General features: G+C 56.7%; 23 protein-coding genes. 12 read left to right on the top strand and 11 right to left on the bottom strand.

The features are described from left to right. Positions 1 to 6: 6 nt before the first annotated feature. The gene (yieH, locus tag M2433_RS16515; RefSeq protein ID WP_429055118.1) at positions 7 to 672 is read right to left on the bottom strand and encodes a 6-phosphogluconate phosphatase; all 666 of its coding nucleotides are present in this window, start codon (positions 670 to 672) and stop codon (positions 7 to 9) included. A 165-nt stretch (positions 673 to 837) separates the two neighbouring features. Here yieH and adeP point away from each other — a divergent pair, with 165 nt between their 5' ends. After that, a complete protein-coding gene (adeP, locus tag M2433_RS16510) occupies positions 838 to 2,175 on the top strand; it encodes an adenine permease AdeP (RefSeq protein WP_165587288.1) in 1,338 nt (445 codons plus the stop codon). Between the two features lie 93 nt (positions 2,176 to 2,268). On the opposite strand, the gene M2433_RS16505 is transcribed toward adeP, so the two are convergent. The 9 genes from M2433_RS16505 to rpmH form a co-directional block, all read right to left on the bottom strand. Then, positions 2,269 to 2,835 (bottom strand): NADPH-dependent FMN reductase, encoded by a 567-nt coding sequence (locus tag M2433_RS16505; RefSeq protein ID WP_429055120.1) that lies wholly within the window; start codon positions 2,833 to 2,835, stop codon positions 2,269 to 2,271. A gap of 36 nt (positions 2,836 to 2,871) precedes the next feature. Continuing rightward, the gene (locus M2433_RS16500; protein WP_429055122.1) at positions 2,872 to 3,618 is read right to left on the bottom strand and encodes a 4'-phosphopantetheinyl transferase family protein; all 747 of its coding nucleotides are present in this window, start codon (positions 3,616 to 3,618) and stop codon (positions 2,872 to 2,874) included. Between the two features lie 122 nt (positions 3,619 to 3,740). Next, positions 3,741 to 4,712, bottom strand: a complete 972-nt coding sequence (gene yidZ / locus M2433_RS16495) for an HTH-type transcriptional regulator YidZ (RefSeq protein WP_193941585.1) — start codon at positions 4,710 to 4,712, stop codon at positions 3,741 to 3,743. Beyond that, a complete protein-coding gene (locus M2433_RS16490) occupies positions 4,681 to 5,856 on the bottom strand; it encodes an MFS transporter (RefSeq protein WP_429055124.1) in 1,176 nt (391 codons plus the stop codon). The genes yidZ and M2433_RS16490 overlap by 32 nt, the downstream gene beginning before the upstream one ends. 111 nt (positions 5,857 to 5,967) lie before the next feature. Further along, positions 5,968 to 7,332 (bottom strand): tRNA uridine-5-carboxymethylaminomethyl(34) synthesis GTPase MnmE, encoded by a 1,365-nt coding sequence (gene mnmE / locus M2433_RS16485; protein ID WP_429055126.1) that lies wholly within the window; start codon positions 7,330 to 7,332, stop codon positions 5,968 to 5,970. Between the two features lie 72 nt (positions 7,333 to 7,404). After that, on the bottom strand, positions 7,405 to 9,048 hold the full coding sequence (gene yidC, locus M2433_RS16480) for a membrane protein insertase YidC (protein ID WP_429055127.1): 1,644 nt from the start codon (positions 9,046 to 9,048) through the stop codon (positions 7,405 to 7,407). Positions 9,049 to 9,050: 2 nt separating this feature from the next. After that, positions 9,051 to 9,308, bottom strand: coding sequence for a membrane protein insertion efficiency factor YidD (gene yidD / locus M2433_RS16475; RefSeq protein WP_001307474.1), 258 nt, complete (start codon positions 9,306 to 9,308; stop codon positions 9,051 to 9,053). Continuing rightward, entirely contained in the window at positions 9,272 to 9,631 is a 360-nt protein-coding gene (rnpA, locus tag M2433_RS16470) for a ribonuclease P protein component (RefSeq protein WP_032640303.1), read from the bottom strand. The genes yidD and rnpA overlap by 37 nt, the downstream gene beginning before the upstream one ends. A 16-nt stretch (positions 9,632 to 9,647) precedes the next feature. Next, the gene (rpmH, locus tag M2433_RS16465) at positions 9,648 to 9,788 is read right to left on the bottom strand and encodes a 50S ribosomal protein L34 (RefSeq protein ID WP_000831330.1); all 141 of its coding nucleotides are present in this window, start codon (positions 9,786 to 9,788) and stop codon (positions 9,648 to 9,650) included. Between the two features lie 637 nt (positions 9,789 to 10,425). Here rpmH and dnaA point away from each other — a divergent pair. Genes dnaA through gyrB form a run of 4 tightly spaced genes read left to right on the top strand, consistent with a single transcriptional unit; the run spans position 10,426 to position 16,438 of the window. Continuing rightward, positions 10,426 to 11,820, top strand: a complete 1,395-nt coding sequence (dnaA, locus tag M2433_RS16460) for a chromosomal replication initiator protein DnaA (RefSeq protein WP_010426558.1) — start codon at positions 10,426 to 10,428, stop codon at positions 11,818 to 11,820. Positions 11,821 to 11,824: 4 nt separating this feature from the next. Next, entirely contained in the window at positions 11,825 to 12,925 is a 1,101-nt protein-coding gene (dnaN, locus tag M2433_RS16455) for a DNA polymerase III subunit beta (RefSeq protein ID WP_010426557.1), read from the top strand. After that, the gene (gene recF, locus M2433_RS16450; protein ID WP_429055153.1) at positions 12,925 to 13,998 is read left to right on the top strand and encodes a DNA replication/repair protein RecF; all 1,074 of its coding nucleotides are present in this window, start codon (positions 12,925 to 12,927) and stop codon (positions 13,996 to 13,998) included. Before dnaN ends, recF begins: the two co-directional genes overlap by 1 nt. Before the next feature lie 28 nt (positions 13,999 to 14,026). Further along, on the top strand, positions 14,027 to 16,438 hold the full coding sequence (gene gyrB, locus M2433_RS16445; protein WP_429055156.1) for a DNA topoisomerase (ATP-hydrolyzing) subunit B: 2,412 nt from the start codon (positions 14,027 to 14,029) through the stop codon (positions 16,436 to 16,438). Between the two features lie 32 nt (positions 16,439 to 16,470). Here the strand turns inward: gyrB and M2433_RS16440 are convergent, their stop codons facing one another. Next, entirely contained in the window at positions 16,471 to 17,406 is a 936-nt protein-coding gene (locus tag M2433_RS16440; protein WP_429055159.1) for a LysR substrate-binding domain-containing protein, read from the bottom strand. A gap of 110 nt (positions 17,407 to 17,516) precedes the next feature. On the opposite strand from M2433_RS16440, the gene M2433_RS16435 reads away from it, so the two are divergent. The 7 genes from M2433_RS16435 to M2433_RS16405 all read left to right on the top strand — a co-directional run bounded on the left by M2433_RS16435 (position 17,517) and on the right by M2433_RS16405 (position 24,430). Beyond that, complete coding sequence (locus M2433_RS16435) at positions 17,517 to 18,542, top strand: zinc-dependent alcohol dehydrogenase family protein (RefSeq protein WP_429055161.1); 1,026 nt, start codon at positions 17,517 to 17,519, stop codon at positions 18,540 to 18,542. A 114-nt stretch (positions 18,543 to 18,656) separates the two neighbouring features. Continuing rightward, on the top strand, positions 18,657 to 19,469 hold the full coding sequence (gene yidA / locus M2433_RS16430; RefSeq protein WP_047347427.1) for a sugar-phosphatase: 813 nt from the start codon (positions 18,657 to 18,659) through the stop codon (positions 19,467 to 19,469). 227 nt (positions 19,470 to 19,696) lie between these two features. After that, on the top strand, positions 19,697 to 20,386 hold the full coding sequence (gene dgoR / locus M2433_RS16425) for a D-galactonate utilization transcriptional regulator DgoR (RefSeq protein WP_003861109.1): 690 nt from the start codon (positions 19,697 to 19,699) through the stop codon (positions 20,384 to 20,386). Further along, on the top strand, positions 20,383 to 21,261 hold the full coding sequence (locus M2433_RS16420; RefSeq protein WP_429055165.1) for a 2-dehydro-3-deoxygalactonokinase: 879 nt from the start codon (positions 20,383 to 20,385) through the stop codon (positions 21,259 to 21,261). The genes dgoR and M2433_RS16420 overlap by 4 nt, the downstream gene beginning before the upstream one ends. Next, positions 21,245 to 21,862 (top strand): 2-dehydro-3-deoxy-6-phosphogalactonate aldolase, encoded by a 618-nt coding sequence (locus M2433_RS16415; protein WP_429055167.1) that lies wholly within the window; start codon positions 21,245 to 21,247, stop codon positions 21,860 to 21,862. Before M2433_RS16420 ends, M2433_RS16415 begins: the two co-directional genes overlap by 17 nt. Then, the gene (gene dgoD / locus M2433_RS16410; RefSeq protein ID WP_429055169.1) at positions 21,859 to 23,007 is read left to right on the top strand and encodes a galactonate dehydratase; all 1,149 of its coding nucleotides are present in this window, start codon (positions 21,859 to 21,861) and stop codon (positions 23,005 to 23,007) included. The genes M2433_RS16415 and dgoD overlap by 4 nt, the downstream gene beginning before the upstream one ends. A gap of 85 nt (positions 23,008 to 23,092) precedes the next feature. Next, entirely contained in the window at positions 23,093 to 24,430 is a 1,338-nt protein-coding gene (locus tag M2433_RS16405) for an MFS transporter (RefSeq protein ID WP_429055170.1), read from the top strand. The last annotated feature ends 21 nt before the right edge of the window (positions 24,431 to 24,451 follow it).

Here is a 24,451-nt window from a genome sequence, read left to right as displayed (position 1 = left end):
ATCGGTTTAACGCGTAATATCCCAGCCCCGCGCTTTCCACAACGCTGGCAATTGCGCCAGATCGGTGAAGGTCGTCACTTTAGGATGATCGATCGGCTTGTTGTGCGGGTCGGCACAAAAGTAAAACACCTCCATCCCCGCATCAATCCCCGACTGCGCGCCCGCAGAGGAGTCGTCCACCAGAATGCAGTTTTCTACATTAACGTTCATCGCTTTTGCCGCATGGAACATCAGCGCCGGATCGGGCTTCCAGCGCTGGATATCGTAGCCGCTGAACAGCTTTTCCGGGAAATGGTGCAACATCTCGAGCTTGCCCAGCGAGTGCTGCATTTTGCTGACCGGACCGTTGGAGACCACGCAGACAGGCACCGCCATCGCATCCAGCAGCGCATTTGCGCCCGGAATGACCTCCAGCTCCGAATCGAACAGGCGTGCGACCTCGGCGCGGTACACCGGCTCCAGATCCGCTTTCGCCAGACTGACACCGTGTTCTTCGTTAATGATGTCTATGATCTCGTAGAGCTTTACGCCCTTAAAGCGTTTAAACACCTCTTCGAGTTCCAGCGTAATGCCAAATTCCTGGAACATGGTGACATACGCGCGGGAACAAATGACCTCACTGTCGACAAGCGTACCGTCGCAGTCGAAAAATACCGCTTCAATTTCGGACATGCCTTTCCCTTTTAACAAGTTTAACGTTTACGTACGGCTGTTTACCGGTACGCAATCGTTGCCGTATAAGCAAAATCAATGAAAAAAGTATCACGTAACCGCCACTATTGTCGCATTTTGGTATAGGATAGCGACGAATTTTCCCTCCTTGTTCGGAAATTGATGATGAGTCAACAACACACTACCCAGACATCTGGTCAGGGTTTGCTTGAGCGCGTGTTTAAACTGCGCGAGCACGGCACAACGGCACGCACCGAAGTGATCGCCGGTTTCACCACCTTCCTGACGATGGTCTATATCGTTTTTGTTAACCCACAAATTCTGGGCGTTGCTGGCATGGATACCAGCGCCGTCTTCGTGACCACCTGTCTGATTGCTGCGCTGGGCAGCATCCTGATGGGCGTGTTCGCTAACCTGCCGGTCGCCCTGGCCCCGGCAATGGGTCTGAACGCGTTCTTTGCGTTCGTGGTTGTTCAGGCGATGGGCCTGCCGTGGCAGGTTGGCATGGGCGCGATCTTCTGGGGCGCGGTTGGTCTGCTGCTGCTGACCATTTTCCGCGTGCGTTACTGGATGATTGCTAACATTCCTGTCAGCCTGCGCGTGGGCATCACCAGCGGTATTGGTCTGTTCATCGGTATGATGGGGCTGAAAAACGCCGGCGTCATCGTGGCGAACCCGGATACGCTGGTGAGCATCGGTCACCTGACCTCTCATAACGTGCTGCTGGGCGTGCTGGGCTTCTTTATTATCGCGATCCTGGCTTCCCGCAATATTCACGCGGCGGTGCTGGTGTCTATCGTGGTCACCACGCTGCTGGGCTGGATGTTGGGCGACGTTCACTATAACGGTATCGTCTCTGCGCCACCGAGCGTCTCTACCGTGATTGGTCACGTCGATCTGGCGGGTTCCCTGAACCTGGGCCTGGCGGGCGTGATTTTCTCCTTCATGCTGGTCAACCTGTTTGACTCCTCCGGTACGCTGATTGGCGTGACCGACAAAGCGGGTCTGGCAGATGAGAAAGGGAAATTCCCGCGCATGAAGCAGGCGCTGTTTGTGGACAGTATTTCTTCGGTTACCGGGGCTTTTATCGGGACCTCGTCTGTTACCGCTTACATTGAATCCTCTTCCGGCGTGTCCGTAGGTGGCCGCACCGGTCTGACGGCGGTGGTGGTGGGGATTCTTTTCCTGCTGGTCATTTTCCTCTCTCCGCTGGCGGGCATGGTGCCACCGTATGCGGCTGCGGGCGCGCTGATCTACGTGGGGGTGCTGATGACCTCCAGCCTGTCGCGCGTGAAGTGGGATGACTTAACCGAAGCGGTGCCGGCATTTATTACCGCCGTGATGATGCCATTCAGCTTCTCGATTACCGAAGGTATCGCGCTGGGCTTTATTTCCTACTGCGTAATGAAGATTGGCACCGGTCGCTTCCGTGACCTCAGCCCGTGCGTCATCATTGTGGCGCTGCTGTTTGTGCTGAAGATTGTGTTCATCGACGCGAAATAAACAGCAAGCCCTTTTCGAAGAAAAGGGCTTTAGTGTTTGTACCCTCTCCCCGTGGGAGAGGGCCAGGGTGAGGGCATCAGCCCGCACTTCACCTTACGCCTTCACCCGCTTGATATAATCCCCAAACGCCGTCAGCTGGCCAGAGAGATGGTCGCGTGTGCTCTGATCCACCACTTCACCCGTCTGCGGGTCGACCTTGTTCTGAATCACTCCGCCCATAAATTCCGGCTTGTTCATCACCATCGCATCCAGGAAGACCAGGATTTGACGCAGGTGATACTGGCAGCGCGCGCCGCCAATGGCGCCCATAGAACTGGTCTGGATCAGCACCGGTTTACCCGCGAGCGGTTGCTCCGGGATACGGGACAGCCAGTCAATGGCGTTTTTCAGGCCACCCGGAACCGAGTAGTTGTACTCCGGCGTGACGATGACCACGCCGTCGGCCTGGCGAATCTGCTCTGCCAGCGTCTCGACGCTCTGCGGGAAACCCTCTTCCTGCTGCACGTCTGCATCGTAGAGCGGAATATCGCCAATAGACGGCAGGGCGCTAATTTCCATACCTGCCGGTGCCAGCTGCGGCAGCGTGCGGGCAACCATCCCGTTAAACGAACCTTTGCGCAGGCTTCCCAGTAACGTAACTACTTTCAACGTATCAGACATGATTACTCCTGTTTCATCATGATGACCCTGATTGGATCAGCTAAGGGTATATGCTTTTTCTGCCGGTAAACTGGTTAAACGCATCAGGCGTGCGGCGGGCTCGTTGGCGCGCTCGGGCACATCAGGAAGGCTACGCCATCCCTGTTGACTGTCAAATTCCCAGATTTTCATGCGTTCGATGGCGGGGGTAACCGCAATGGACCAAATGAGCACATCCTCTGCGTCACTGAGCGCCTCTACCAGCGTAGCTTTGGCGGCACGCAGGCGTCCGGAGCCTGGCAGCAGCTGCAGCAGACTGGCGTCGTCTGACGCGCAGCCGCAGAGCTTGCGAATGCTCTGGCGCAGGGTGATGAGCTGGGCTCTGGCCTCGATGGGATCGTTCTGGTTGCGCACCCACAGTTTTTCGTTGCTTGAGAGCGGGTAGTCATCGTGCGGGTTTGCGCCGTGGAAGCCTCGCGTCGCGCGCTGAAGTTCCATATCCAGCCCGCAATCCCCTTCGGTGGCCAGCGCGACGCCAATGATATTGCCCGTGTAGGCAATGGAAAATCGCGGGAGCTCCGGGTCGGCAAAGACCGGGCGGCCTTCTGGTTGGGTAATGATGTCCGGCAGTTCGGTGGTGCCGTACAGCATAAACAGCAGTTCCGCGAGCAGCGCCCGGGACGCTAAAAAGCGCGTCCTGCGGTGTTCCGGGAGAGTGAGTGCTTCACTGTGGCAGGATGAAGATAGTCTGGCCGATACGAGACGTCCTTCCGTAAGTATCCCTCTTGCAAAGTGCGTAGCCATTGTTCGCTCCTTGATAATGGTCGTAATCGGTTAAACGGTTACATGATTATCGCTTAACTTGACTCCTGTTTTAATCAGTAAATCGGAGTAAGAGAAGCCTTAGGACCGAACTTTACATTTTCTTAGGCAAAAATTGGATCGCTCGCACCGTACAGCGCCTTGATGGTCTCCCGCAACCAGAGGATTTTCGGGTTATGGCTGTTCCGTTTATGCCAGATTAGCGTGAAGGGAACGGTGAGCTTTTCAGCCTGCGCTTCGTCAATGGGAATGGGCAGCGCGATCAGCTTCCGCTGGTGGAGCTGATTGTAGTGGTGGCAGTAGTGCGGAGCCGTGGCGATATAGTTATGCCCGGGCTGGGCTGCCATAAACATCGACTGCTCAAAGCCCGGCACGCACATAGCAATATTTCTCTCTCGACCCATCTCCTTTAGCACTTCGTCCAGCGCCCAGGTGTCGCTGCGTTCCCAGAAGATACTGATATGCGGATAGCGCAGGAAGGTTTCGAGGTTCCATTCATCCTGAAGCGCGGGGTGATCCTCACGCAGATACACGCACGGACGGTCGCTGAACAGGATCTCGTAGTCGATAAACCACGGCAACAGCTTCAGCAGCTCGCGGGAACGCGGATGCGTTTCGCGTCCGGTGAAGCCCAGATCCACCTCTCCACGCGTAATGGCGTCCAGCGAGTCGTAATCCCAGTGGCGCATCTTCACCGTAGCCTGTGGATAGCGCTGATTCACCTGCTCCAGCAGGGCATTAAAGCGGATCAGCATCAGCGGCGTTTCGGCGGCGAGCACGAACGTCAGCCCGCCAGGGGAGTCATGGTGGAATTTATCGAGGATCTGGTTGCCGATTTGCATCCAGTCGGCCAGATCCTGCTCCAGGCTTACCGTCAGCGGCGTCGGCAGCAGCCCTAACGGCGTTTTGACAAACAGCGGGTCGTCGAACCAGTCACGCAGTTTAGCCAGTGATTTACTCACTGCCGACGGCGTCACGTTCATCCGCTTCGCCGCTTTGGTGACGCTGCGCTCCTGCAGCAAAAGCTGCAGGCAAAGCAACAGGTTAAGATCGAGACTGCTGATGGGCTTCTTCATAATGCGCCGCGGGCTGGATGGCCATGAGTAAGATGATGCAGAGTATGCTACAGCCAATCAGAATCCCGATCAGCATATTGAGGGCGTTAAGTCCGATAACTGCCGCCAGCCATATCCACAGGGACGAGCCGCAGACCTGCGCGATACCCAGCGCCGAGCTTGCCACGCCTGCCCGCAGTGAAAACGGACCGAGCGCCTGACTCATCGCCACGCCAAAGCCAACCGAGAACCCGGCACAAATGAGGGTAATCCCCACCAGCATTACCGCATGTGAGCTGGTGGTCGCCAGGATAACGCCTGCGGTGAGGAATAAAACCTGTGAGGTCAGCATCAGCGTGCGCTGGCGAAAGACGTTCAGCGCAAAAGGCGTAGAAAACGAGACTGCCATACTCACCATTGCGGTTAACGCCATCACGGTAGAATACTCGCCGCGGTCGAAGCCCATAGTCTCCATCAGTAAAACCGGGGAAACGTTTACATAGGTCAGGATCACCGCCACGCTTAACGTCGTCACGGCCAGACGGCTGAGGAAGAAGCGGTTAAGCAGCTTCTCGGCGGGGTGGATTGTTGGGGTATGACCGGTATTCTGCGATCCGGGATGGGTCTCTTTCAGCACGGCGATCGACAGGACAAACACCAGCGCGCCCATGGCCGTCATGGTCCAAAACAGGCTCTGCCACGGGAATTTCAGCATGATCAGATAACCCACGACCGGAGCCAGCACCGGGATGATGCAGGTAATGCCGTTCAGCATCGATAGCACCTTAGCGCGACGCTGGGCGCTTAAGGTATCGCGCAAAATCGCAAAGGCGACGACGTAGCAACCGCCCGCGCCAGTCCCCTGGATAAATCGTCCTGTCAGGAACAGGGTGCTGTTCTCTGCCTGCGAGCAGAGAAGCGATGCCAGGGCAAAAATGATGGCGCCCGCTATGGCGACAGGCTGACGGCCTGCCTTGTCCGCTATCTTTCCGGCAAAAACCATCGACGACGCCATCCCCGCGAGGTAGGCCGAAAACGCGATGTGCAGCTGCGCTTCGCTGGCACCCAGATCGCGGGCGATGTGCGGTAATCCCACCAGATACATATCAATGCCAGATGGATAAAGCAGAACCAGCGCAAAACTACAAAACAGAAAACGAGCCATAAACCCCCCATAGATGCAGGCAAGCAGGATAGGGGGTGACAGGGAATTAGGCGAGTTGCCATTTGGACAATGGTGATTTCCCAGGAGGAAATCACCATTAATCAGCGGTAGTTATTTACCAATGCAGAAGCTTGAGAAGATCCTTCCCAGCAGATCGTCCGACGTAAACTCCCCGGTAATCTCGCTCAGATTCTGCTGCGCCAGACGCAGCTCTTCCGCCAGCAGTTCACCCGCCCACGCGCCAATCAGCTGCGCTTTACCCTGAACAAGGTGGTTTGCCGCCTCTTCCAGCGCCTGCAGGTGACGACGACGCGCCAGGAAGCCGCCTTCCATGCTGGTGTCAAAACCCATGCTCTGTTTGAGGTGGTTACGCAGGTCGTCCACGCCCTCACCGGTACGCGCCGACAGGCGAATAAGTGAATGACCATTCACATCGCTGATGCCCAGCTTTTCGCCCGTCACGTCTGCCTTGTTACGCACCACGGTGATTGGCAGCTTAGCCGGCAGTCGGGCGATAAAGTCCGGCCAGATCTCCGCCGGGTCAACGGCGTCGGTGGTGGTGCCGTCCACCATAAACAGCACGCGGTCGGCCTGCTCTATCTCCTGCCAGGCGCGCTCGATACCGATGCGCTCAACCTCGTCGCTGGCATCGCGCAGACCGGCGGTATCAATGATGTGCAGCGGCATCCCGTCGATATGGATATGCTCGCGCAGCACGTCGCGGGTGGTTCCGGCAATGTCTGTTACGATCGCCGCTTCACGGCCCGCCAGGGCGTTCAGCAGGCTTGATTTACCGGCGTTAGGGCGACCGGCAATCACTACCTTCATCCCTTCACGCAGCAGACTGCCCTGACGTGCTTCGGCACGCACGGCGTCGAGATCGTTCATCACCTGGTTGAGCTGGGCTTCGATTTTACCGTCAGAGAGGAAGTCGATCTCCTCATCCGGGAAGTCGATAGCCGCTTCGACGTAGATTCGAAGGTGAGTAAGTGCTTCCACAAGATGATTCACGCGCGCGGAGAATGCCCCCTGCAGCGAGTTCAGGGCGGAGCGGGCCGCCTGTTCAGAGCTGGCGTCGATCAGGTCAGCAATCGCCTCGGCCTGCGCCAGGTCGAGCTTGTCGTTGAGGAAGGCACGCTCGGAGAACTCGCCAGGCTTCGCAATACGCAGGCCTGGCAGGGTCAGAATACGTTTTAACAGCAGGTCGAGGATGACCGGGCCGCCGTGGCCCTGCAGCTCGAGCACGTCTTCGCCGGTAAAGGAGTTCGGGCCGGGGAACCACAGCGCAATGCCCTGGTCCAGCGGCGTGCCGTCGGTATCTTTAAACGGCAGGTAATCAGCGTAGCGCGGCTTTGGCAGCTTACCCAGTACCGCTTCAGCGACCTCGCGCGCCTTCAGGCCGGAGATACGCAGAATGCCTACACCACCGCGTCCCGGTGGGGTTGCCTGGGCGACGATAGTGTCGTTATGGCTCATGGTTGGTCTCGTTCAATACAAATAAAAAAGGCGGTCAATCGACCGCCCTTATTTTAGCGTTAACTTAACGGATCAGGACTTTTTCTTTTCGCGGCTATGCAGGCCACGTTTTTCCAGACCACGGTAAATCAGCTGCTGCTGGATGATGGTCACCAGGTTGCTGACGATATAGTACAGCACCAGACCTGACGGGAACCACAGGAAGAACACGGTGAAGATGACCGGCATAAAGGTCATGATCTTCTGCTGCATCGGGTCGGTCACGGTAGTCGGCGACATCTTCTGGATGAAGAACATCGTCACGCCCATCAGGATCGGCAGGATGTAGTACGGGTCCTGTGCAGACAGGTCATGGATCCACAGTGCGAACGGCGCGTGGCGCAGCTCAACGGAGCCCATCAGCATGTAGTACAGCGCAAGGAAGATTGGCATCTGAATCAGCAGCGGGAAGCAGCCACCCAGTGGGTTCACTTTCTCTGCCTTATACAGGGCCATCATTTCCTGGCTCTGACGCTGTTTGTCATCGCCCAGACGCTCACGCATAGCCTGAATCTTCGGCTGCAGCATACGCATCTTCGCCATGGAGGTGTACTGCGCTTTAGTCAGCGGGTACATGATGCCACGAACGATGAAGGTGATAACGATAATGGAGAAGCCCCAGTTACCCAGGAAGCTGTGGATGAACTTCAGCAGCTTAAACAGCGGCTGAGAGATGAACCACAACCAGCCGTAATCGACGGTCAGATCCAGGTGCGGCGCAACAGCAGCCATTTTGTCCTGAATTTCCGGGCCGACCCACAGGGTGCTTGCCATCTTACCGGTTTGACCCGGCTGAACCAGAACTGGCTGAGACTTGTAGCCGATGGCGGCAATACCGTTGCCCAGGTTCGCGGTGTAGAAGTTATTCGTACCGTCGTTATTCGGGATCCACGCGGTCGCGAAATACTGCTGCAGCATGGCCACCCAACCGCCTTTGGAGCTGACGTTCAGGTTTTCGTTATCGGCAATGGTGTCGAATTTGTATTTCTCGTACTTCGCATCAGGCGTGGAGTACGCCGCACCGCGGAAGGTATGCAGCGCAAAGTTGCTGCTTCCGGTATCACGGTGGGACGGCAGATTGATGGACTGCTTCAGCTGACCAAAGGTCGAGATTTCCAGCGGTTTCTCACCGGCGTTCTGTACGCTGTAGCCCACGTTCACCGCATATTCACCGCGTTTCAGGGTGAAGGTTTTGGTGAAGGTGTTGCCTGCGGCGTCGGTGTAAGTCATCGGAATAACGAGTTCGTTCTGACCATCAGCCAGCACAAACGTGTCGTTCTCGACGTTATACAGCGGACGCGCACCGTTAGCCGGGTTATCCGGGCCATCACGACCGGTCAGGCCGCTTTGCGCCTGGTAGATAAACTCTGGCGTGGTTTCCAGTAACTGGAACGGTTCGGAAGACTTCAGCTCTTTCGGGTAGGTCAACAGCAGCGCCTGCTCAACATCACCACCACGGGTGTTGATTGTCAGCTCAAGCACATCGGTCTTAACCGTAATCTGTTTCCCCTGGCCACTGGCCGGTACGCCCTGGTCGGCGGCGCTACCCGCTGCGGTGGTCGTAGTCTGCGTGGTCTGCTGCTGGGGTTGAGGATTTTTATCCTGCTCCCATGCCTGCCAGATCATGAAAGACACGAACAACAAAGCGATGATAAGAAGATTGCGTTGCGAATCCATCGTTAGTGTTCTCTGGTATCAAAGGGTCCTGGGGGGACGGGGTCGTCTCCACCGGGGTGTAAAGGGTGGCATTTTAATACGCGTTTCACCGTCAACCAACTGCCTTTTATCACTCCAAACCTGCGCAATGCCTCAATTCCGTAGCTTGAGCATGTTGGTGTGAAACGGCAGTGCGGCCCGAGTAGCGGACTAATCAGGCGTTGATAGACCCGAATGAGGGCTATCAGGACCCGTGAGCCAGGCGACAGTGGCGGCGCCATAATTTTTCCAACGCTTCCGAGAGAGCACGGTTATCGAGGTCGGCAACCCCTTTTTTAGCCACCACCACGAAATCCATAGAAGGCAGTTCGTGCTGACGTAAACGGAAGCTTTCACGCGTCAGACGTTTAATCCGATTGCGTTCATGCGCACGCTTAACATTTTTCTTGGCGACTGTGAGACCGATGCGGGGATGCCCCAGCGAATTTTGGCGGCCGAGGATGGTGATTTGCGGCGTGCCAGCCCGTAATGGCTGCTGGAAGACGAAAGTGAAATGAGCGGGAGTTAACAAACGTAACTCCCTGGGAAATGCTAGCTTAACCACTCAGGGGTTAGCTTTATTACTTGGAAACGGTCAGACGAGCGCGGCCTTTAGCACGACGACGTGCCAGAACCTGACGACCATTTTTAGTAGCCATACGAGCACGGAAGCCGTGAGAACGGTTGCGCTTCAGTACAGACGGTTGAAAAGTGCGTTTCATGGCGATTTCTACCTAAACTTGAATAAATTCACTGACTTTTGCGTATACCCGAACGAGTTTCGAACGACTAACGCCTCAGCGTGGGTGATTAAAGAGGCCGGATTGTAATAATTGTACACTCCGGAGTCAATTCTCTTTCCTTATTTCCCGCGTATTTCCGCACGTTTTCGCGTGGAAAATGAGCAACGGACGACGCAGGAAGATGAGCATCACGCGCCGGGTCGAGGATTATACGGCCTCGCCAACAAAGCGCAAGGATCGTCCTGGATCTTCGTTAGATCATTTAAGCAATAAATTGTCTGTGCTCATTAATTTTTCCAATATGCGGACTAAATCGCGGGGCACTCGCGCCAGGATCGTTTACACTTACCCGGTTCCGGATCTTCCTGTGGATAAATCGGGAAGAATCTGTGAGAAACAGAAGATCTCTGGCTCAGTTTAGGCTATGATCCGCGGTCCCGATCGGGATCCAGCGATCCAGGCCGGGCATAAACACAACATCGTTCAGATTGTATCAACGATGGCGTGTATAACCGCAGATAGCGGTTCGCACATCCCCCTCTTTGGGTCATGTCGATGTGCGCCAACAATCATGAATATTCAATAGTTTTCTTTTATTGTTCGAGTGGAGTCCGCCGTGTCACTTTCGCTTTGGCAGCAGTGTCTTGCCCGATTGCAGGATGAGTTACCAGCCACAGAATTCAGTATGTGGATCCGCCCGTTGCAGGCGGAACTGAGCGATAACACGCTGGCTTTGTATGCGCCAAACCGTTTTGTGCTCGATTGGGTAAGGGACAAGTACCTTAATAACATCAATGGACTGCTGAACGATTTCTGCGGGTCAGACGCCCCGCAGCTGCGCTTTGAAGTGGGCACAAAGCCGGTCACCCAAACCGTACGTGAAACCGTGAACGTGGCTGCGCCTGCTCAGGCCGCACCCGCGCCGGCCCCTCGCGTCGCACCCGCTCGTCAGGGCTGGGATAATGTCCCTGCACCGGCTGAGCCAACCTACCGCTCTAACGTTAACGTGAAACACACGTTCGATAACTTCGTTGAAGGTAAGTCGAACCAGCTGGCGCGCGCGGCGGCTCGCCAGGTTGCTGATAACCCCGGTGGGGCCTATAACCCGCTGTTCCTCTATGGCGGCACGGGTCTGGGTAAAACGCACCTGCTGCATGCGGTGGGCAACGGCATTATGGCGCGCAAGCCCAATGCCAAAGTGGTGTATATGCACTCCGAGCGCTTCGTTCAGGACATGGTAAAAGCCCTGCAAAACAATGCGATCGAAGAGTTTAAACGCTACTATCGTTCCGTTGACGCCCTGCTGATCGATGACATTCAGTTCTTTGCCAATAAAGAACGATCGCAGGAAGAGTTTTTCCACACCTTCAATGCCCTGCTGGAAGGCAATCAGCAGATCATTTTGACCTCGGATCGTTATCCAAAAGAGATCAACGGCGTTGAAGATCGTCTAAAATCCCGCTTCGGCTGGGGCCTGACCGTGGCGATCGAGCCACCGGAGCTGGAAACCCGCGTCGCGATCCTGATGAAGAAAGCCGATGAAAACGACATTCGCCTGCCGGGTGAAGTGGCGTTCTTCATTGCCAAGCGTCTGCGCTCCAACGTGCGTGAGCTCGAAGGGGCACTGAACCGCGTTATCGCCAATGCCAACTTTACCGGTCGTGCGATCACCATCGATTTTGTGCGTGAAGCGCTGCGTGATTTGCTGGCATTGCAGGAAAAACTGGTCACTATCGACAATATTCAAAAGACGGTGGCTGAGTACTACAAGATCAAAGTGGCAGATTTACTGTCTAAACGTCGTTCCCGCTCGGTGGCGCGCCCGCGTCAGATGGCGATGGCGCTGGCAAAGGAGTTAACCAACCACAGTCTGCCGGAAATCGGGGATGCGTTTGGTGGCCGTGACCATACGACCGTGCTGCACGCCTGTCGCAAGATTGAGCAGTTACGCGAAGAAAGCCACGACATAAAAGAAGATTTTTCCAATCTAATCAGAACATTATCATCGTGACGCTATGAAATTTACCGTTGAACGTGAACATTTATTAAAACCGCTGCAACAGGTGAGTGGCCCATTAGGTGGCCGCCCAACGCTGCCTATTCTCGGAAACCTGCTGCTTCAGGTCGCGGACGGTACGCTGTCGCTGACCGGTACAGATCTGGAAATGGAAATGATCGCGCGCGTTACGCTGACTCAGCCGCACGACGCGGGCGCGACCACGGTTCCGGCACGTAAATTCTTTGATATCTGCCGTGGGCTGCCGGAAGGCGCTGAAATCGCCGTGCAGCTGGAAGGCGACCGTATGCTGGTGCGCTCTGGCCGCAGCCGTTTCTCGCTCTCCACGCTGCCCGCTGCCGACTTCCCGAACCTGGACGACTGGCAGAGCGAAGTTGAATTCACCCTGCCGCAGGCGACGATGAAGCGTCTGATTGAAGCCACGCAGTTCTCCATGGCGCATCAGGACGTTCGTTACTACTTAAACGGCATGTTGTTCGAAACCGAAGGTGAAGAGCTGCGTACCGTGGCGACCGACGGCCACCGTCTGGCGGTCTGTTCAATGCCGATTGGCGACTCGCTGCCAAACCATTCGGTGATCGTGCCGCGTAAAGGGGTGATTGAGCTGATGCGTATGCTCGACGGTGGCGACACGCCGCTGCGCGTGCAGATCGGCAGCAACAATATTCGCGCACACGTGGGTGATTTTGTCTTCACATCGAAGCTGGTTGACGGTCGTTTCCCGGATTATCGCCGCGTATTGCCGAAGAACCCGGACAAAACGCTGGAAGCAGGCTGCGATAGCCTCAAGCAGGCCTTTGCCCGTGCCGCGATCCTCTCCAACGAGAAATTCCGCGGCGTGCGCCTGTACGTGAGTGAAAACCAGATCAAAATCACCGCCAATAACCCGGAGCAGGAAGAGGCAGAAGAAATTCTGGACGTCACCTACGCCGGAACCGAGATGGAAATCGGCTTTAACGTCAGCTACGTGCTGGATGTGCTGAATGCGCTGAAATGCGAGAACGTGCGCATCCTGCTGACCGACTCCGTTTCAAGCGTACAGATTGAAGATGCCGCATCACAGTCGGCTGCCTATGTTGTCATGCCAATGAGACTGTAATGTCGCTCACCCGTCTGTTGATCCGTGACTTTCGCAATATCGAAAGCGCGGATCTCGCTTTATCCCCTGGCTTTAACTTCCTGGTTGGCGCAAACGGCAGCGGCAAAACCAGCGTGCTTGAGGCCATCTACACGCTCGGCCACGGTCGGGCGTTTCGCAGTTTGCAGATTGGTCGCGTCATCCGCCACGAACAGGAATCTTTTGTTCTGCACGGGCGTTTACAGGGGACGGAGCGGGAAACCGCCATCGGCCTGACCAAAGACAAGCAGGGCGACAGCAAGGTGCGCATCGACGGTACCGACGGTCACAAAGTGGCCGAGCTGGCACTATTGATGCCGATGCAGCTGATTACGCCAGAGGGGTTTACTTTACTCAACGGCGGCCCCAAATACAGAAGAGCGTTCCTCGACTGGGGATGCTTTCACAACGAAGCCGGTTTCTTTAACGCCTGGAGCAACCTGAAGCGCCTGCTTAAGCAGCGTAACGCCGCGTTGCGCCAGGTGACGCGTTACGCCCAGCTGCGTCCGTGGGATATGGAACTCATTCCTCTTGCGGAACAAATCAGCAACTGGCGTGCCGAATACAGCGCGGGTATCGCCGAAGACATGGCCGACACCTGCAAACAGTTTTTACCCGAATTCTCTCTCACCTTCTCCTTCCAGCGCGGCTGGGAGAAAGAGACGGATTATGCCGAGGTGTTGGAGAGAAACTTCGAGCGCGACCGCATGTTGACCTACACCGCGCATGGCCCGCACAAGGCGGATTTCCGCATTCGTGCCGACGGTGCGCCGGTGGAAGATACGCTGTCGCGCGGGCAGCTCAAGCTCCTGATGTGCGCGCTGCGCCTGGCACAGGGGGAGTTTCTCACCCGCGAAAGCGGAAGACGCTGCCTGTACCTGATAGATGATTTTGCCTCGGAACTCGACGACGCGCGGCGCGGGCTGCTTGCCAGCCGCTTAAAAGCCACGCAGTCGCAGGTTTTCGTCAGCGCCATTAGCGCTGAACACGTTATAGACATGTCGGACGAAAATTCGAAGATGTTTACCGTGGAAAAGGGTAAAATAACGGATTAACCCAAGTTGAAATGAGCGAGAAACGTTGATGTCGAATTCTTATGACTCCTCCAGTATCAAAGTCCTGAAAGGACTGGATGCGGTGCGTAAGCGCCCGGGTATGTATATCGGCGACACGGATGACGGCACCGGTCTGCACCACATGGTATTCGAGGTGGTAGATAACGCTATCGACGAAGCGCTCGCGGGTCACTGTAAAGACATCGTGGTCACCATTCATGCGGACAACTCCGTCTCCGTCACCGATGATGGTCGTGGCATCCCAACCGGTATTCACCCGGAAGAGGGCGTATCTGCGGCCGAAGTGATTATGACCGTCCTGCACGCAGGCGGTAAGTTCGACGATAACTCCTATAAAGTTTCCGGCGGCCTGCACGGCGTAGGCGTTTCCGTGGTTAACGCCCTGTCACAGAAGCTGGAACTGGTTATCCAGCGCGAAGGCAAAATTCACCGTCAGCTGTATACCCACGGCGTGCCGCAGGCTCCGCTGGCCGTCACCGGCGATACCGACAAAACCGGTACCATGGTGCGTTTCTGGCCAAGCCTCGAAACCTTCACCAACGTCACCGAATTCGAGTACGACATTCTGGCGAAACGCCTGCGTGAACTGTCGTTCCTGAACTCCGGCGTATCTATTCGCCTGCGCGACAAACGCGACAACAAAGAAGACCACTTCCACTACGAAGGCGGGATCAAGGCGTTTGTTGAGTATCTGAACAAGAACAAAACGCCTATTCACCCGAATATCTTCTACTTCTCCACCGAAAAAGACGGTATCGGCGTAGAAGTGGCGCTGCAGTGGAACGACGGTTTCCAGGAAAACATCTACTGCTTTACCAACAACATTCCACAGCGCGACGGCGGTACGCACCTGGCGGGCTTCCGTGCGGCGATGACCCGTACCCTGAACGCCTACATGGACAAAGAAGGCTACAGCAAAAAAGCGAAGGTCAGCGCCACCGGCGACGATGCCCGTGAAGGCCTGATTGCCGTTGTCTCCGTGAAGGTACCGGATCCGAAGTTCTCCTCGCAGACCAAAGACAAGCTGGTCTCCTCCGAGGTGAAATCGGCGGTTGAGCAGCAGATGAACGAACTGCTGAGCGAATACCTGCTGGAAAACCCGTCCGACGCGAAAATCGTTGTGGGCAAGATTATTGATGCGGCGCGTGCCCGTGAAGCGGCGCGTAAAGCCCGCGAAATGACCCGTCGTAAAGGCGCGCTGGATCTCGCAGGCCTGCCGGGCAAACTGGCTGACTGTCAGGAACGCGACCCTGCGCTGTCCGAACTGTACCTTGTGGAAGGGGACTCCGCGGGCGGTTCTGCGAAGCAGGGCCGTAACCGTAAGAACCAGGCGATTCTGCCGCTGAAGGGTAAAATCCTCAACGTTGAGAAGGCGCGCTTCGACAAGATGCTCTCTTCTCAGGAAGTGGCGACGCTCATCACCGCGCTGGGCTGCGGCATTGGCCGCGACGAGTACAACCCTGACAAACTGCGCTATCACAGCATCATCATCATGACCGATGCGGACGTCGACGGCTCGCACATCCGTACGCTGCTGTTGACCTTCTTCTATCGTCAGATGCCTGAAATCGTTGAGCGTGGTCACGTCTACATTGCCCAGCCGCCGCTGTACAAAGTGAAGAAAGGCAAGCAGGAGCAGTACATCAAAGACGACGAAGCGATGGATCAGTACCAAATCGCGATTGCGCTTGATGGCGCTACCCTGCACGCGAACTCTCACGCCCCTGCGCTGGCAGGCGAGCCGCTGGAGCGTCTGGTGTCCGAGTTCAACGCTACGCAGAAAATGATCACCCGTATGGAACGCCGCTATCCGAAAACGCTGCTGAAGGAGCTGGTTTATCAGCCAACCCTGTCCGAAGCCGATCTGAGCGACGAACAGACCGTAACCCGCTGGGTGAACGCCCTGGTGACCGATCTGAACGAGAAAGAGCAGCACGGCAGCATGTGGAAGTGCGATATTCAGCAGAATGCTGACGGGCAGTTCGAGCCGATCGTTCGCGTGCGTACCCACGGCGTCGATACCGACTATCCGCTGGAGCACGAGTTTGTGACCGGTCCGGAATACCGTCGTATCTGCGCGCTCGGCGAGACGCTGCGCGGCCTGATCGAAGACGATGCGTTTATCGAACGTGGCGAACGTCGTCAGCCGGTAGCCAGCTTTGAGCAGGCGCTCGAATGGCTGGTGAAAGAGTCCCGCCGTGGCCTCGCGATCCAGCGTTATAAAGGTCTGGGTGAAATGAACCCGGACCAGCTGTGGGAAACCACCATGGATCCAGAGAGCCGCCGCATGCTGCGCGTCACCGTTAAAGACGCGATTGCTGCCGACCAGCTGTTCACTACCCTGATGGGCGATGCGGTTGAACCACGTCGTGCCTTCATCGAAGAGAACGCGCTGAAAGCGGCGAACATTGATATTTAATGCCGTTACACGGCAAAAAACAGGCCGCGCTTTTAGCGCGGCTTTTTTATGGGCGCAGGCATATCCAGCGACAGCATTGACGGTAAACGGCTGGCGAGCGTATCGACGGCAATTCTGACTCTCAGCGGCAGATGCGGCGTCTGCCGCCAGACCGCATGAACGTCGAAGCGCACATCGGGCGCCTGCTTTAGCAGCGGGACAAGTTTTCCCTGATGAATTTCTCTGCTGGCCATCCAGCAGGGCAACCATGCAATGCCGTGTCCGGCCAGCGCCGCGTCGCAGATCGCCTGCAAATCATCCATATTGAGCGATGAGCGGGGGGTAAAGGTGTGCGACGCCCCTTCGGAATCCATCAGCTGCCAGGGTAATACTCTGCCTGCCCGCAGATAGTTAATGGCCGCATGGTGGGGTAAATCAGCCACGGTTTCTGGCTGACCTCTTTTCTGCAGATAATCCGGCGCGGCGCACAGCACCATGCGGTGTTCCCCCAGCCTTCTGGCGACCAGCACGCTGCTGTCCTGCAGCGTGCCGTTACGCACCGCCATATCAAACCCTTCCTCGACGAGATCCACCACGCGGTCGCTGAACGACATTTCCAGTTCAAGGCCGGGGTGTTCCTGCGCCAGTTCTATCAGCAGCGGGGCGACACACTGGCGACCAAACAGCACCGGCATGGCAACGCGCAGGCGGCCGCTGACCTGCTGTTTTCCTGTTTCAAACAGCGACTCAGCGCCCCGAATCTCCTCCAGCGCGCGCAGGCAGCGTTCATAAAAAAGCGCGCCGTTATCCGTCAGGCTCTGGCTGCGGGTGGTGCGTTGAAACAGGCGCACTCCCAGCCGCTGCTCAAGGCGAGCGATACTTTTTCCTACCGCCGAGCGTGACAAATGCAGACGAATGGCGGCCTGAGCAAAACTTCCTGCCTCAACGGCAGCCACAAATACGGGAATATCCTTTAGCGTATCGGTCATAGATTGTATCTGTTCTGGCATCAATTAAGAGAAAACTTATCGCCACTGGTGACCAGACGTCAACGGTAGACTGTCAGTACTAAAGCTTAATTGATGGCAGGAGAGAAAAAATGACAGAGACAATGCAGCGCTGGTCCATGAGCGCCCTCGGGCGCGAGAGCCTCAAACTCATTCAGGAACCTGTTCCACAGCCTGGCCCGGGCGAAGTGCGCGTACGGGTAAATGCCGTTGCGCTCAACTATCGCGATAAAATGGTGATTGAAGGCACGATGCCGATTCCGCTTTCCTTCCCGTTTACACCGGCGTCTGACATGGCGGGCGTGGTGGACAGCATCGGCGAAGGCGTTACGCGTTTCAAACCCGGTGCGCGCGTCATCTCAACCTTCTTCCCTGAGTGGATCGACGGTAAGCCGCAGGCGGACGCGCGCAATCTGCCCTATAAAACGTCCGGCGGATACTTCCAGGGCATGCTGGCCGAGTATGTGATTGTGAAGGAAGACGCGCTGGTGGCCTCTCCGAAGACCCTGGATGATGCAGAGGCCAGCACATTACCCTGCGCAGGGCTAACCGCCTGGTTCGCGCTGGTGGAGCGCGGACATTTACGCGCCGGGCAATCGGTGCTGGTGCAGGGGACCGGCGGCGTGGCGATTTTCGCTTTGCAAATTGCCAAAGCGCACGGCGCAGAGGTGTTTGTCACCTCGGGGAGCGATGAAAAACTGGCGCTGGCTAAAAAGCTGGGGGCCAACCATGGCATCAACCGTCTGAAAGGCGACTGGGCTGAAAATACGCTGGCGCTCACGCAGGATCGCGGCATCGACCATATTATCGAAACCGTAGGTGGGGAGAACCTGAAGCATTCCCTGCGCGCCGTTGCCGTTCATGGACGTATCTCGGTCATTGGCGTGCTGGCCGGGACGGACATTTCGCTGTCCGCTGGCGAGCTGTTGCTGAAATCCCCGTCTATTCAGGGGATTGGCGTTGGTCATCGCCGGGCGCTGGAAGATTTCGTCCGTGCCGTTGACGTCACGGGTCTGAAACCGGTGATTGAGCATCGCTACCGCTTTGATGAACTCGAACAGGCGCTCGAACATCTGGATCGCGGCGCGTTCGGTAAAATTGTTCTCACCCGCGAGTGAGTCGTCGTTCCCCGGGATGGGCGTAAAAGGGGTGTTTTGTTGCGCAAGGTAGCTCTATTTTTGTGGGCTTAATCGCGTTAGCATGAGGCAGCACTCATTTATCCCGGGGAACTCATGGCTATCAAACTCATTGCAATCGATATGGACGGCACGCTGCTGCTGCCAGACCACACTATCTCTCCAGCCGTTAAAAACGCGATCGCCGCGGCGCGCGCAAAGGGCGTGAATGTGGTCCTGACCACGGGGCGTCCGTATGCCGGCGTGCACAGCTATCTGAAAGAGCTGCACATGAATCAGCCTGGCGACTACTGCATCACCTATAACGGCGCGCTGGTGCAGAAAGCCGCGGACGGCAGTACCGTTGCGCAAACCGCGCTGAGCTACGACGACTACCTGTTCCTGGAAAAACTGTCCCGCGAAGTGGGTTCCCACTTCCACGCGCTCGATCGCAATACGCTCTACACCGCCAACCGTGATATCAGCTACTACACGGTACATGAATCCTACGTGGCGACCATTCCGCTGGTGTTCTGCGAAGCCGAGAAGATGGATCCGGCCACCCAGTTCCTGAAAGTGATGATGATCGACGAACCCGAGATCCTGGATAAAGCGATTGCGCGCATTCCGGCAGAGGTAAAAGAGAAGTACACCGTGCTGAAAAGCGCGCCGTACTTCCTCGAAATCCTCGATAAACGCGTTAATAAGGGCACGGGCGTAAAATCGCTGGCCGATGCTTTAGGCATTAAGCCTGAAGAGATCATGGCGCTGGGCGATCAGGAAAACGACATCGCGATGATTGAATTTGCGGGCATGGGCGTGGCGATGGATAACGCCATTCCGTCGGTGAAAGAAGTGGCTAATTTCGTGACCAAATCTAACCTGGAAGACGGCGTGGCATACGCGATTGAGAAGTTTGTTCTGCAGTAATACTTAATTTTCAGTCATCAGCCTCGGTTATCAACCGGGGCTTTTTTTTGCGCTGAATTTATCGAATTGTTCTTTTTGTGATCCATATTGTAGTACAACATTATTTGATTGTACTACATTAGCACCACGACAAAGACGAACGCCCTCACGTTTGTACTGCAAAAGTGAGGCGAAATTCAGCGGTCGCGGTAAAGTAGTGATGGACATACAGAGCACAAGGACTCTCCATGACTCTCAATAAAACCGATCGCATCGTCATCACGCTGGGCACCCAGATTGTGGGGGGCAAATACGTTCCCGGATCACCGCTACCGGCAGAGGCCGAACTGTGCGAGGAGTTTGAAACCTCGCGCAACATCATCCGGGAAGTGTTCCGCTCGCTGATGGCGAAACGGCTGATTGAAATGAAACGGTACCGCGGCGCGTTTGTTGCCCCGCGCAACCAGTGGAACTACCTCGATACCGACGTTCTGCAGTGGGTGCTGGAAAACGACTACGACCCACGGCTCATTGGCGCGATGAGCGAGGTACGAAACCTGGTTGAACCGGCCATCGCCCGCTGGGCGGCGGAACGCGCAACGTCAGGCGACCTGGCGCAGATTGAGTCGGCCCTGAACGACATGATCGCCAATAACCAGAACCGGGAGGCGTTCAACGAGGCGGACATTCGCTATCACGAGGCGGTGCTGCAGTCGGTGCATAACCCGGTGTTACAGCAACTTAGCGTGGCGATTAGCTCGCTACAGCGGGCGGTATTTGAACGTACCTGGATGGGCGATGAGGCCAACATGCCGAAAACGCTCCAGGAACATAAAGCGCTGTTCGATGCGATACGGCATCAGGACGGCGATGCGGCAGAGCAGGCGGCGCTCACCATGATCGCCAGCTCGACACGAAGGCTGAAGGAAATCACATGACATCTCGCTACATCGCAATTGACTGGGGATCGACCAATCTGCGCGCCTGGCTTTATCAGGGCGAGCAGTGCCTGGAGAGCAGGCAATCAGAAGCAGGCGTGACGCGCCTGAACGGTAAATCCCCCGAGGCGGTGTTAGCAGAGGTCACACAAAACTGGCGCGATAGCGCCACGCCGGTGGTCATGGCGGGCATGGTCGGCAGCAACGTAGGCTGGAAAGTTGCGCCTTATCTGCCTGTTCCTGCCCATTTCTCCACTATAGGCGAGCAGTTAACGTCCGTTGGCGACAATATCTGGATTATTCCCGGCTTGTGCGTCTCTCGCGACGATAACCACAACGTGATGCGCGGCGAAGAGACGCAGCTGCTTGGCGCGCGCACGCTTTCTCCTTCTTCTGTCTACGTCATGCCCGGCACGCACTGCAAGTGGGTCCAGGCTGACGCTGAGCAAATCCACGATTTTCGCACTGTGATGACCGGCGAATTACACCATTTGCTGCTCAATCACTCGCTGGTGGGCGCGGGGTTGCCCGAGCAGAAAACGTCCCCTGAGGCCTTTACCGCCGGTCTTGAGCGTGGCCTCACCTCGCCTGATGTTCTGCCGTCTCTATTTGAGGTTCGCGCCTCGCACGTGCTGGGAAGCCTTCCGCGCGAGCAGGTTAGCGAGTTTCTTTCTGGCCTGCTGATTGGCGCAGAGGTCGCCAGCATGCGTGATTTTGTCGCGCAGGGGCAGGCTATCACGATTGTCGCAGGGGCATCGCTGACCTCGCGCTACGAGCAGGCGTTCCGCGCCAGTGGGGGCGATGTTTCAACGTTATCCGGCGACACGGCATTTCAGGCAGGAATAAGGAGCATCGCTCATGCAGTGGCAAACTGATCTTCCCCTTATCGCGATTTTGCGCGGCATTACGCCCGATGAGGCGTTAGCCCACGTCGGTGCGGTTATCGACGCCGGATTCGACGCGGTAGAAATCCCGCTCAACTCGCCGGAGTGGGAAAAAAGCATTCCGACCGTGGTGGAGGCATTCGGTGAGAAGGCGCTGATTGGCGCAGGCACCGTGCTGCACCCGGAGCAGGTGGATGAACTGGCGAAAATGGGCTGCAAGCTTATCGTCACGCCCAACATTCAGCCTGAGGTGATCCGCCGCGCGGTGGGTTACGGCATGACCGTCTGCCCGGGATGCGCCACCGCCACGGAAGCCTTTACTGCCCTGGATGCGGGCGCACAGTCGCTCAAAATATTCCCGTCATCGGCTTTTGGACCGGACTACATCAAAGCGTTGAAAGCGGTATTGCCTGCCAGCGTGCCGGTCTTTGCCGTGGGCGGCGTAACGCCAGAAAACCTGGGCCAGTGGATGAGCGCGGGCTGTGTGGGCGCGGGGCTGGGCAGCGATCTGTATCGCGCCGGACAACCCGTGGAACGTACCGCGCAGCAGGCGAGAGCATTTGTGAAAGCGTATCGAGAGGCAGTGAAATGAAAATAACCAAACTCACCACGTACCGTTTACCCCCGCGCTGGATGTTCCTGAAAATCGAAACCGATGAAGGGGTTGTGGGCTGGGGCGAACCGGTGATTGAAGGGCGCGCGCGCACCGTAGAAGCGGCGGTGCACGAGCTGGGTGAATACCTGATTGGTCAGGATCCGGCGCGCATTAACGACCTTTGGCAGGTGATGTACCGCGCGGGTTTCTACCGCGGTGGCCCGATCCTGATGAGCGCCATCGCAGGCATCGATCAGGCGCTGTGGGATATCAAAGGCAAAGTGCTGAATGCGCCGGTCTGGCAGCTAATGGGCGGCCTGGTGCGCGACAAAATCAAAGCCTACAGCTGGGTGGGCGGCGACCGTCCTGCGGAGGTGATCGACGGCATCACGCAGCTGCGCAACATCGGCTTTGACACCTTCAAGCTCAACGGTTGTGAAGAGATGGGCGTTATCGACAACTCGCGTGCGGTCGATCGTGCCGTGAATACCGTGGCGCAAATCCGTGAAGCCTTCGGCAACGAGATTGAGTTTGGTCTGGATTTCCACGGCCGCATCAGCGCACCGATGGCCAAAGTGCTGATTAAAGAGCTGGAGCCATATCGCCCGCTGTTTATTGAAGAGCCGGTGCTGGCCGAGCAGGCGGAGTACTATCCGAAGCTGGCAGAACAGACCCATATCCCTATCGCGGCGGGTGAACGTATGTTCTCTCGCTTCGAGTTCAAGCGCGTGCTGGAAGCGGGCGGCATTGCGATTTTGCAGCCGGATCTCTCCCACGCGGGCGGCATCACCGAATGCTACAAAATTGCCGGGATGGCTGAAGCCTATGATGTGGCGCTGGCCCCGCACTGCCCGCTCGGACCGATCGCGCTGGCTGCCTGTCTGCACGTTGACTTTGTTTCCCGCAACGCCGTGTTCCAGGAACAGAGCATGGGCATTCACTATAACAAGGGCGCGGAACTGCTCGATTTTGTGAAAAACAAAGAAGACTTCAGCATGGAAGGCGGTTTCTTTAAACCGTTAACGAAGCCGGGCCTTGGCGTGGAAATTGACGAAGCCAAAGTCATTGAGCTCAGTAAAAACGCGCCGGACTGGCGTAATCCCCTATGGCGTCATGAGGACGGCAGCGTAGCGGAGTGGTGATCGCCCTCCCGTAGGCCCGGTAAGCGAAGCGCCACCGGGCAAAAAACATACATACAAAATTATAACCCTCTGTAAATTACAGGGCATGGTGAGCGGCTTCGCTATGCCCAAAATCTGGAGACAGATTGCGATGGATATTCCAGTTACTGCTGCAAAAACCGGGCGTCGCCGCTACCTGACGCTCATCATGATCTTTATTACCGTGGTCATTTGCTATGTCGACCGCGCCAACCTTGCCGTGGCATCGGCTCATATTCAGGAAGAGTTTGGCATCACCAAAGCGGAAATGGGCTACGTCTTCTCGGCGTTTGCCTGGCTGTATACGCTCTGCCAGATCCCCGGCGGCTGGTTCCTTGACCGCGTGGGGTCACGTCTGACTTACTTCATCGCCATTTTCGGCTGGTCCGTGGCGACCCTGTTCCAGGGCTTCGCCACCGGGCTGATGTCGCTGATTGGCCTGCGTGCCATCACCGGTATTTTCGAAGCGCCGGCATTTCCCACCAACAACCGCATGGTGACCAGCTGGTTCCCGGAACACGAGCGCGCGTCTGCCGTTGGCTTTTATACCTCCGGTCAGTTTGTCGGTCTGGCGTTCCTGACGCCGCTGCTGATCTGGATCCAGGAGCTGCTGAGCTGGCACTGGGTGTTCATCGTCACCGGTGGGATTGGCATTATCTGGTCGCTGATCTGGTTCAAGGTTTACCAGCCGCCGCGTCTGACCAAAAGCATCACCAAAGCCGAGCTGGACTACATCCGCGACGGCGGTGGCCTGGTGGATGGCGATGCGCCGGTCAAAAAAGAGGCGCGCCAGCCGCTGACCAAAGCGGACTGGAAGCTGGTCTTCCACCGTAAGCTGGTAGGCGTGTATCTGGGCCAGTTTGCGGTCACCTCAACGCTGTGGTTTTTCCTGACCTGGTTCCCGAACTACCTGACCCAAGAGAAGGGGATTACCGCGCTGAAGGCGGGCTTTATGACGACCGTACCGTTCCTGGCGGCTTTCTTCGGCGTACTGCTTTCCGGCTGGATGGCCGATAAGCTGGTGAAAAAAGGCTATTCGCTGGGCGTGGCGCGTAAAACGCCGATTATCTGCGGGCTGCTGATCTCCACCTGCATCATGGGCGCCAACTACACTAACGATCCGGTGTGGATTATGGCCCTGATGGCGCTGGCGTTCTTCGGGAATGGTTTCGCCTCGATCACCTGGTCGCTGGTGTCGTCTCTGGCACCGATGCGGCTGATTGGCCTGACCGGCGGCGTATTTAACTTCGTTGGCGGGCTGGGCGGCATCACCGTGCCGCTGGTTATCGGCTACCTGGCGCAGGACTACGGCTTTGGTCCGGCGCTGGTCTATATCTCGGCGGTTGCGCTGATCGGTGCGCTCTCCTACATTCTGCTGGTGGGCGACGTTAAACGAGTAGGCTAAATTCCGCTGATGTTTTACCCT

Source organism: Enterobacter sp. AC1 (genome assembly GCF_050434705.1).
GTDB classification, from domain to species: Bacteria; Pseudomonadota; Gammaproteobacteria; order Enterobacterales; family Enterobacteriaceae; genus Enterobacter; species Enterobacter cloacae_L.
Note: the sequence above shows the minus strand (reverse complement) of the source record. Positions and strands in the feature narration are given on the sequence as shown.

Excerpts from the sequence above, each read along its gene's own strand:
- yieH (WP_429055118.1), bottom strand. The coding sequence starts at position 672 with ATGTCCGAAATTGAAGCGGTATTTTTCGACTGCGACGGTACGCTTGTC.
- adeP (WP_165587288.1), top strand. The coding sequence starts at position 838 with ATGAGTCAACAACACACTACCCAGACATCTGGTCAGGGTTTGCTTGAG.
- M2433_RS16505 (WP_429055120.1), bottom strand. The coding sequence starts at position 2,835 with ATGTCTGATACGTTGAAAGTAGTTACGTTACTGGGAAGCCTGCGCAAA.
- M2433_RS16500 (WP_429055122.1), bottom strand. The coding sequence starts at position 3,618 with ATGGCTACGCACTTTGCAAGAGGGATACTTACGGAAGGACGTCTCGTA.
- yidZ (WP_193941585.1), bottom strand. The coding sequence starts at position 4,712 with ATGAAGAAGCCCATCAGCAGTCTCGATCTTAACCTGTTGCTTTGCCTG.
- M2433_RS16490 (WP_429055124.1), bottom strand. The coding sequence starts at position 5,856 with ATGGCTCGTTTTCTGTTTTGTAGTTTTGCGCTGGTTCTGCTTTATCCA.
- mnmE (WP_429055126.1), bottom strand. The coding sequence starts at position 7,332 with ATGAGCCATAACGACACTATCGTCGCCCAGGCAACCCCACCGGGACGC.
- yidC (WP_429055127.1), bottom strand. The coding sequence starts at position 9,048 with ATGGATTCGCAACGCAATCTTCTTATCATCGCTTTGTTGTTCGTGTCT.
- yidD (WP_001307474.1), bottom strand. The coding sequence starts at position 9,308 with ATGGCGCCGCCACTGTCGCCTGGCTCACGGGTCCTGATAGCCCTCATT.
- rpmH (WP_000831330.1), bottom strand. The coding sequence starts at position 9,788 with ATGAAACGCACTTTTCAACCGTCTGTACTGAAGCGCAACCGTTCTCAC.
- dnaN (WP_010426557.1), top strand. The coding sequence starts at position 11,825 with ATGAAATTTACCGTTGAACGTGAACATTTATTAAAACCGCTGCAACAG.
- recF (WP_429055153.1), top strand. The coding sequence starts at position 12,925 with ATGTCGCTCACCCGTCTGTTGATCCGTGACTTTCGCAATATCGAAAGC.
- gyrB (WP_429055156.1), top strand. The coding sequence starts at position 14,027 with ATGTCGAATTCTTATGACTCCTCCAGTATCAAAGTCCTGAAAGGACTG.
- M2433_RS16440 (WP_429055159.1), bottom strand. The coding sequence starts at position 17,406 with ATGACCGATACGCTAAAGGATATTCCCGTATTTGTGGCTGCCGTTGAG.
- M2433_RS16435 (WP_429055161.1), top strand. The coding sequence starts at position 17,517 with ATGACAGAGACAATGCAGCGCTGGTCCATGAGCGCCCTCGGGCGCGAG.
- yidA (WP_047347427.1), top strand. The coding sequence starts at position 18,657 with ATGGCTATCAAACTCATTGCAATCGATATGGACGGCACGCTGCTGCTG.
- dgoR (WP_003861109.1), top strand. The coding sequence starts at position 19,697 with ATGACTCTCAATAAAACCGATCGCATCGTCATCACGCTGGGCACCCAG.
- M2433_RS16420 (WP_429055165.1), top strand. The coding sequence starts at position 20,383 with ATGACATCTCGCTACATCGCAATTGACTGGGGATCGACCAATCTGCGC.
- M2433_RS16415 (WP_429055167.1), top strand. The coding sequence starts at position 21,245 with ATGCAGTGGCAAACTGATCTTCCCCTTATCGCGATTTTGCGCGGCATT.
- dgoD (WP_429055169.1), top strand. The coding sequence starts at position 21,859 with ATGAAAATAACCAAACTCACCACGTACCGTTTACCCCCGCGCTGGATG.
- M2433_RS16405 (WP_429055170.1), top strand. The coding sequence starts at position 23,093 with ATGGTGAGCGGCTTCGCTATGCCCAAAATCTGGAGACAGATTGCGATG.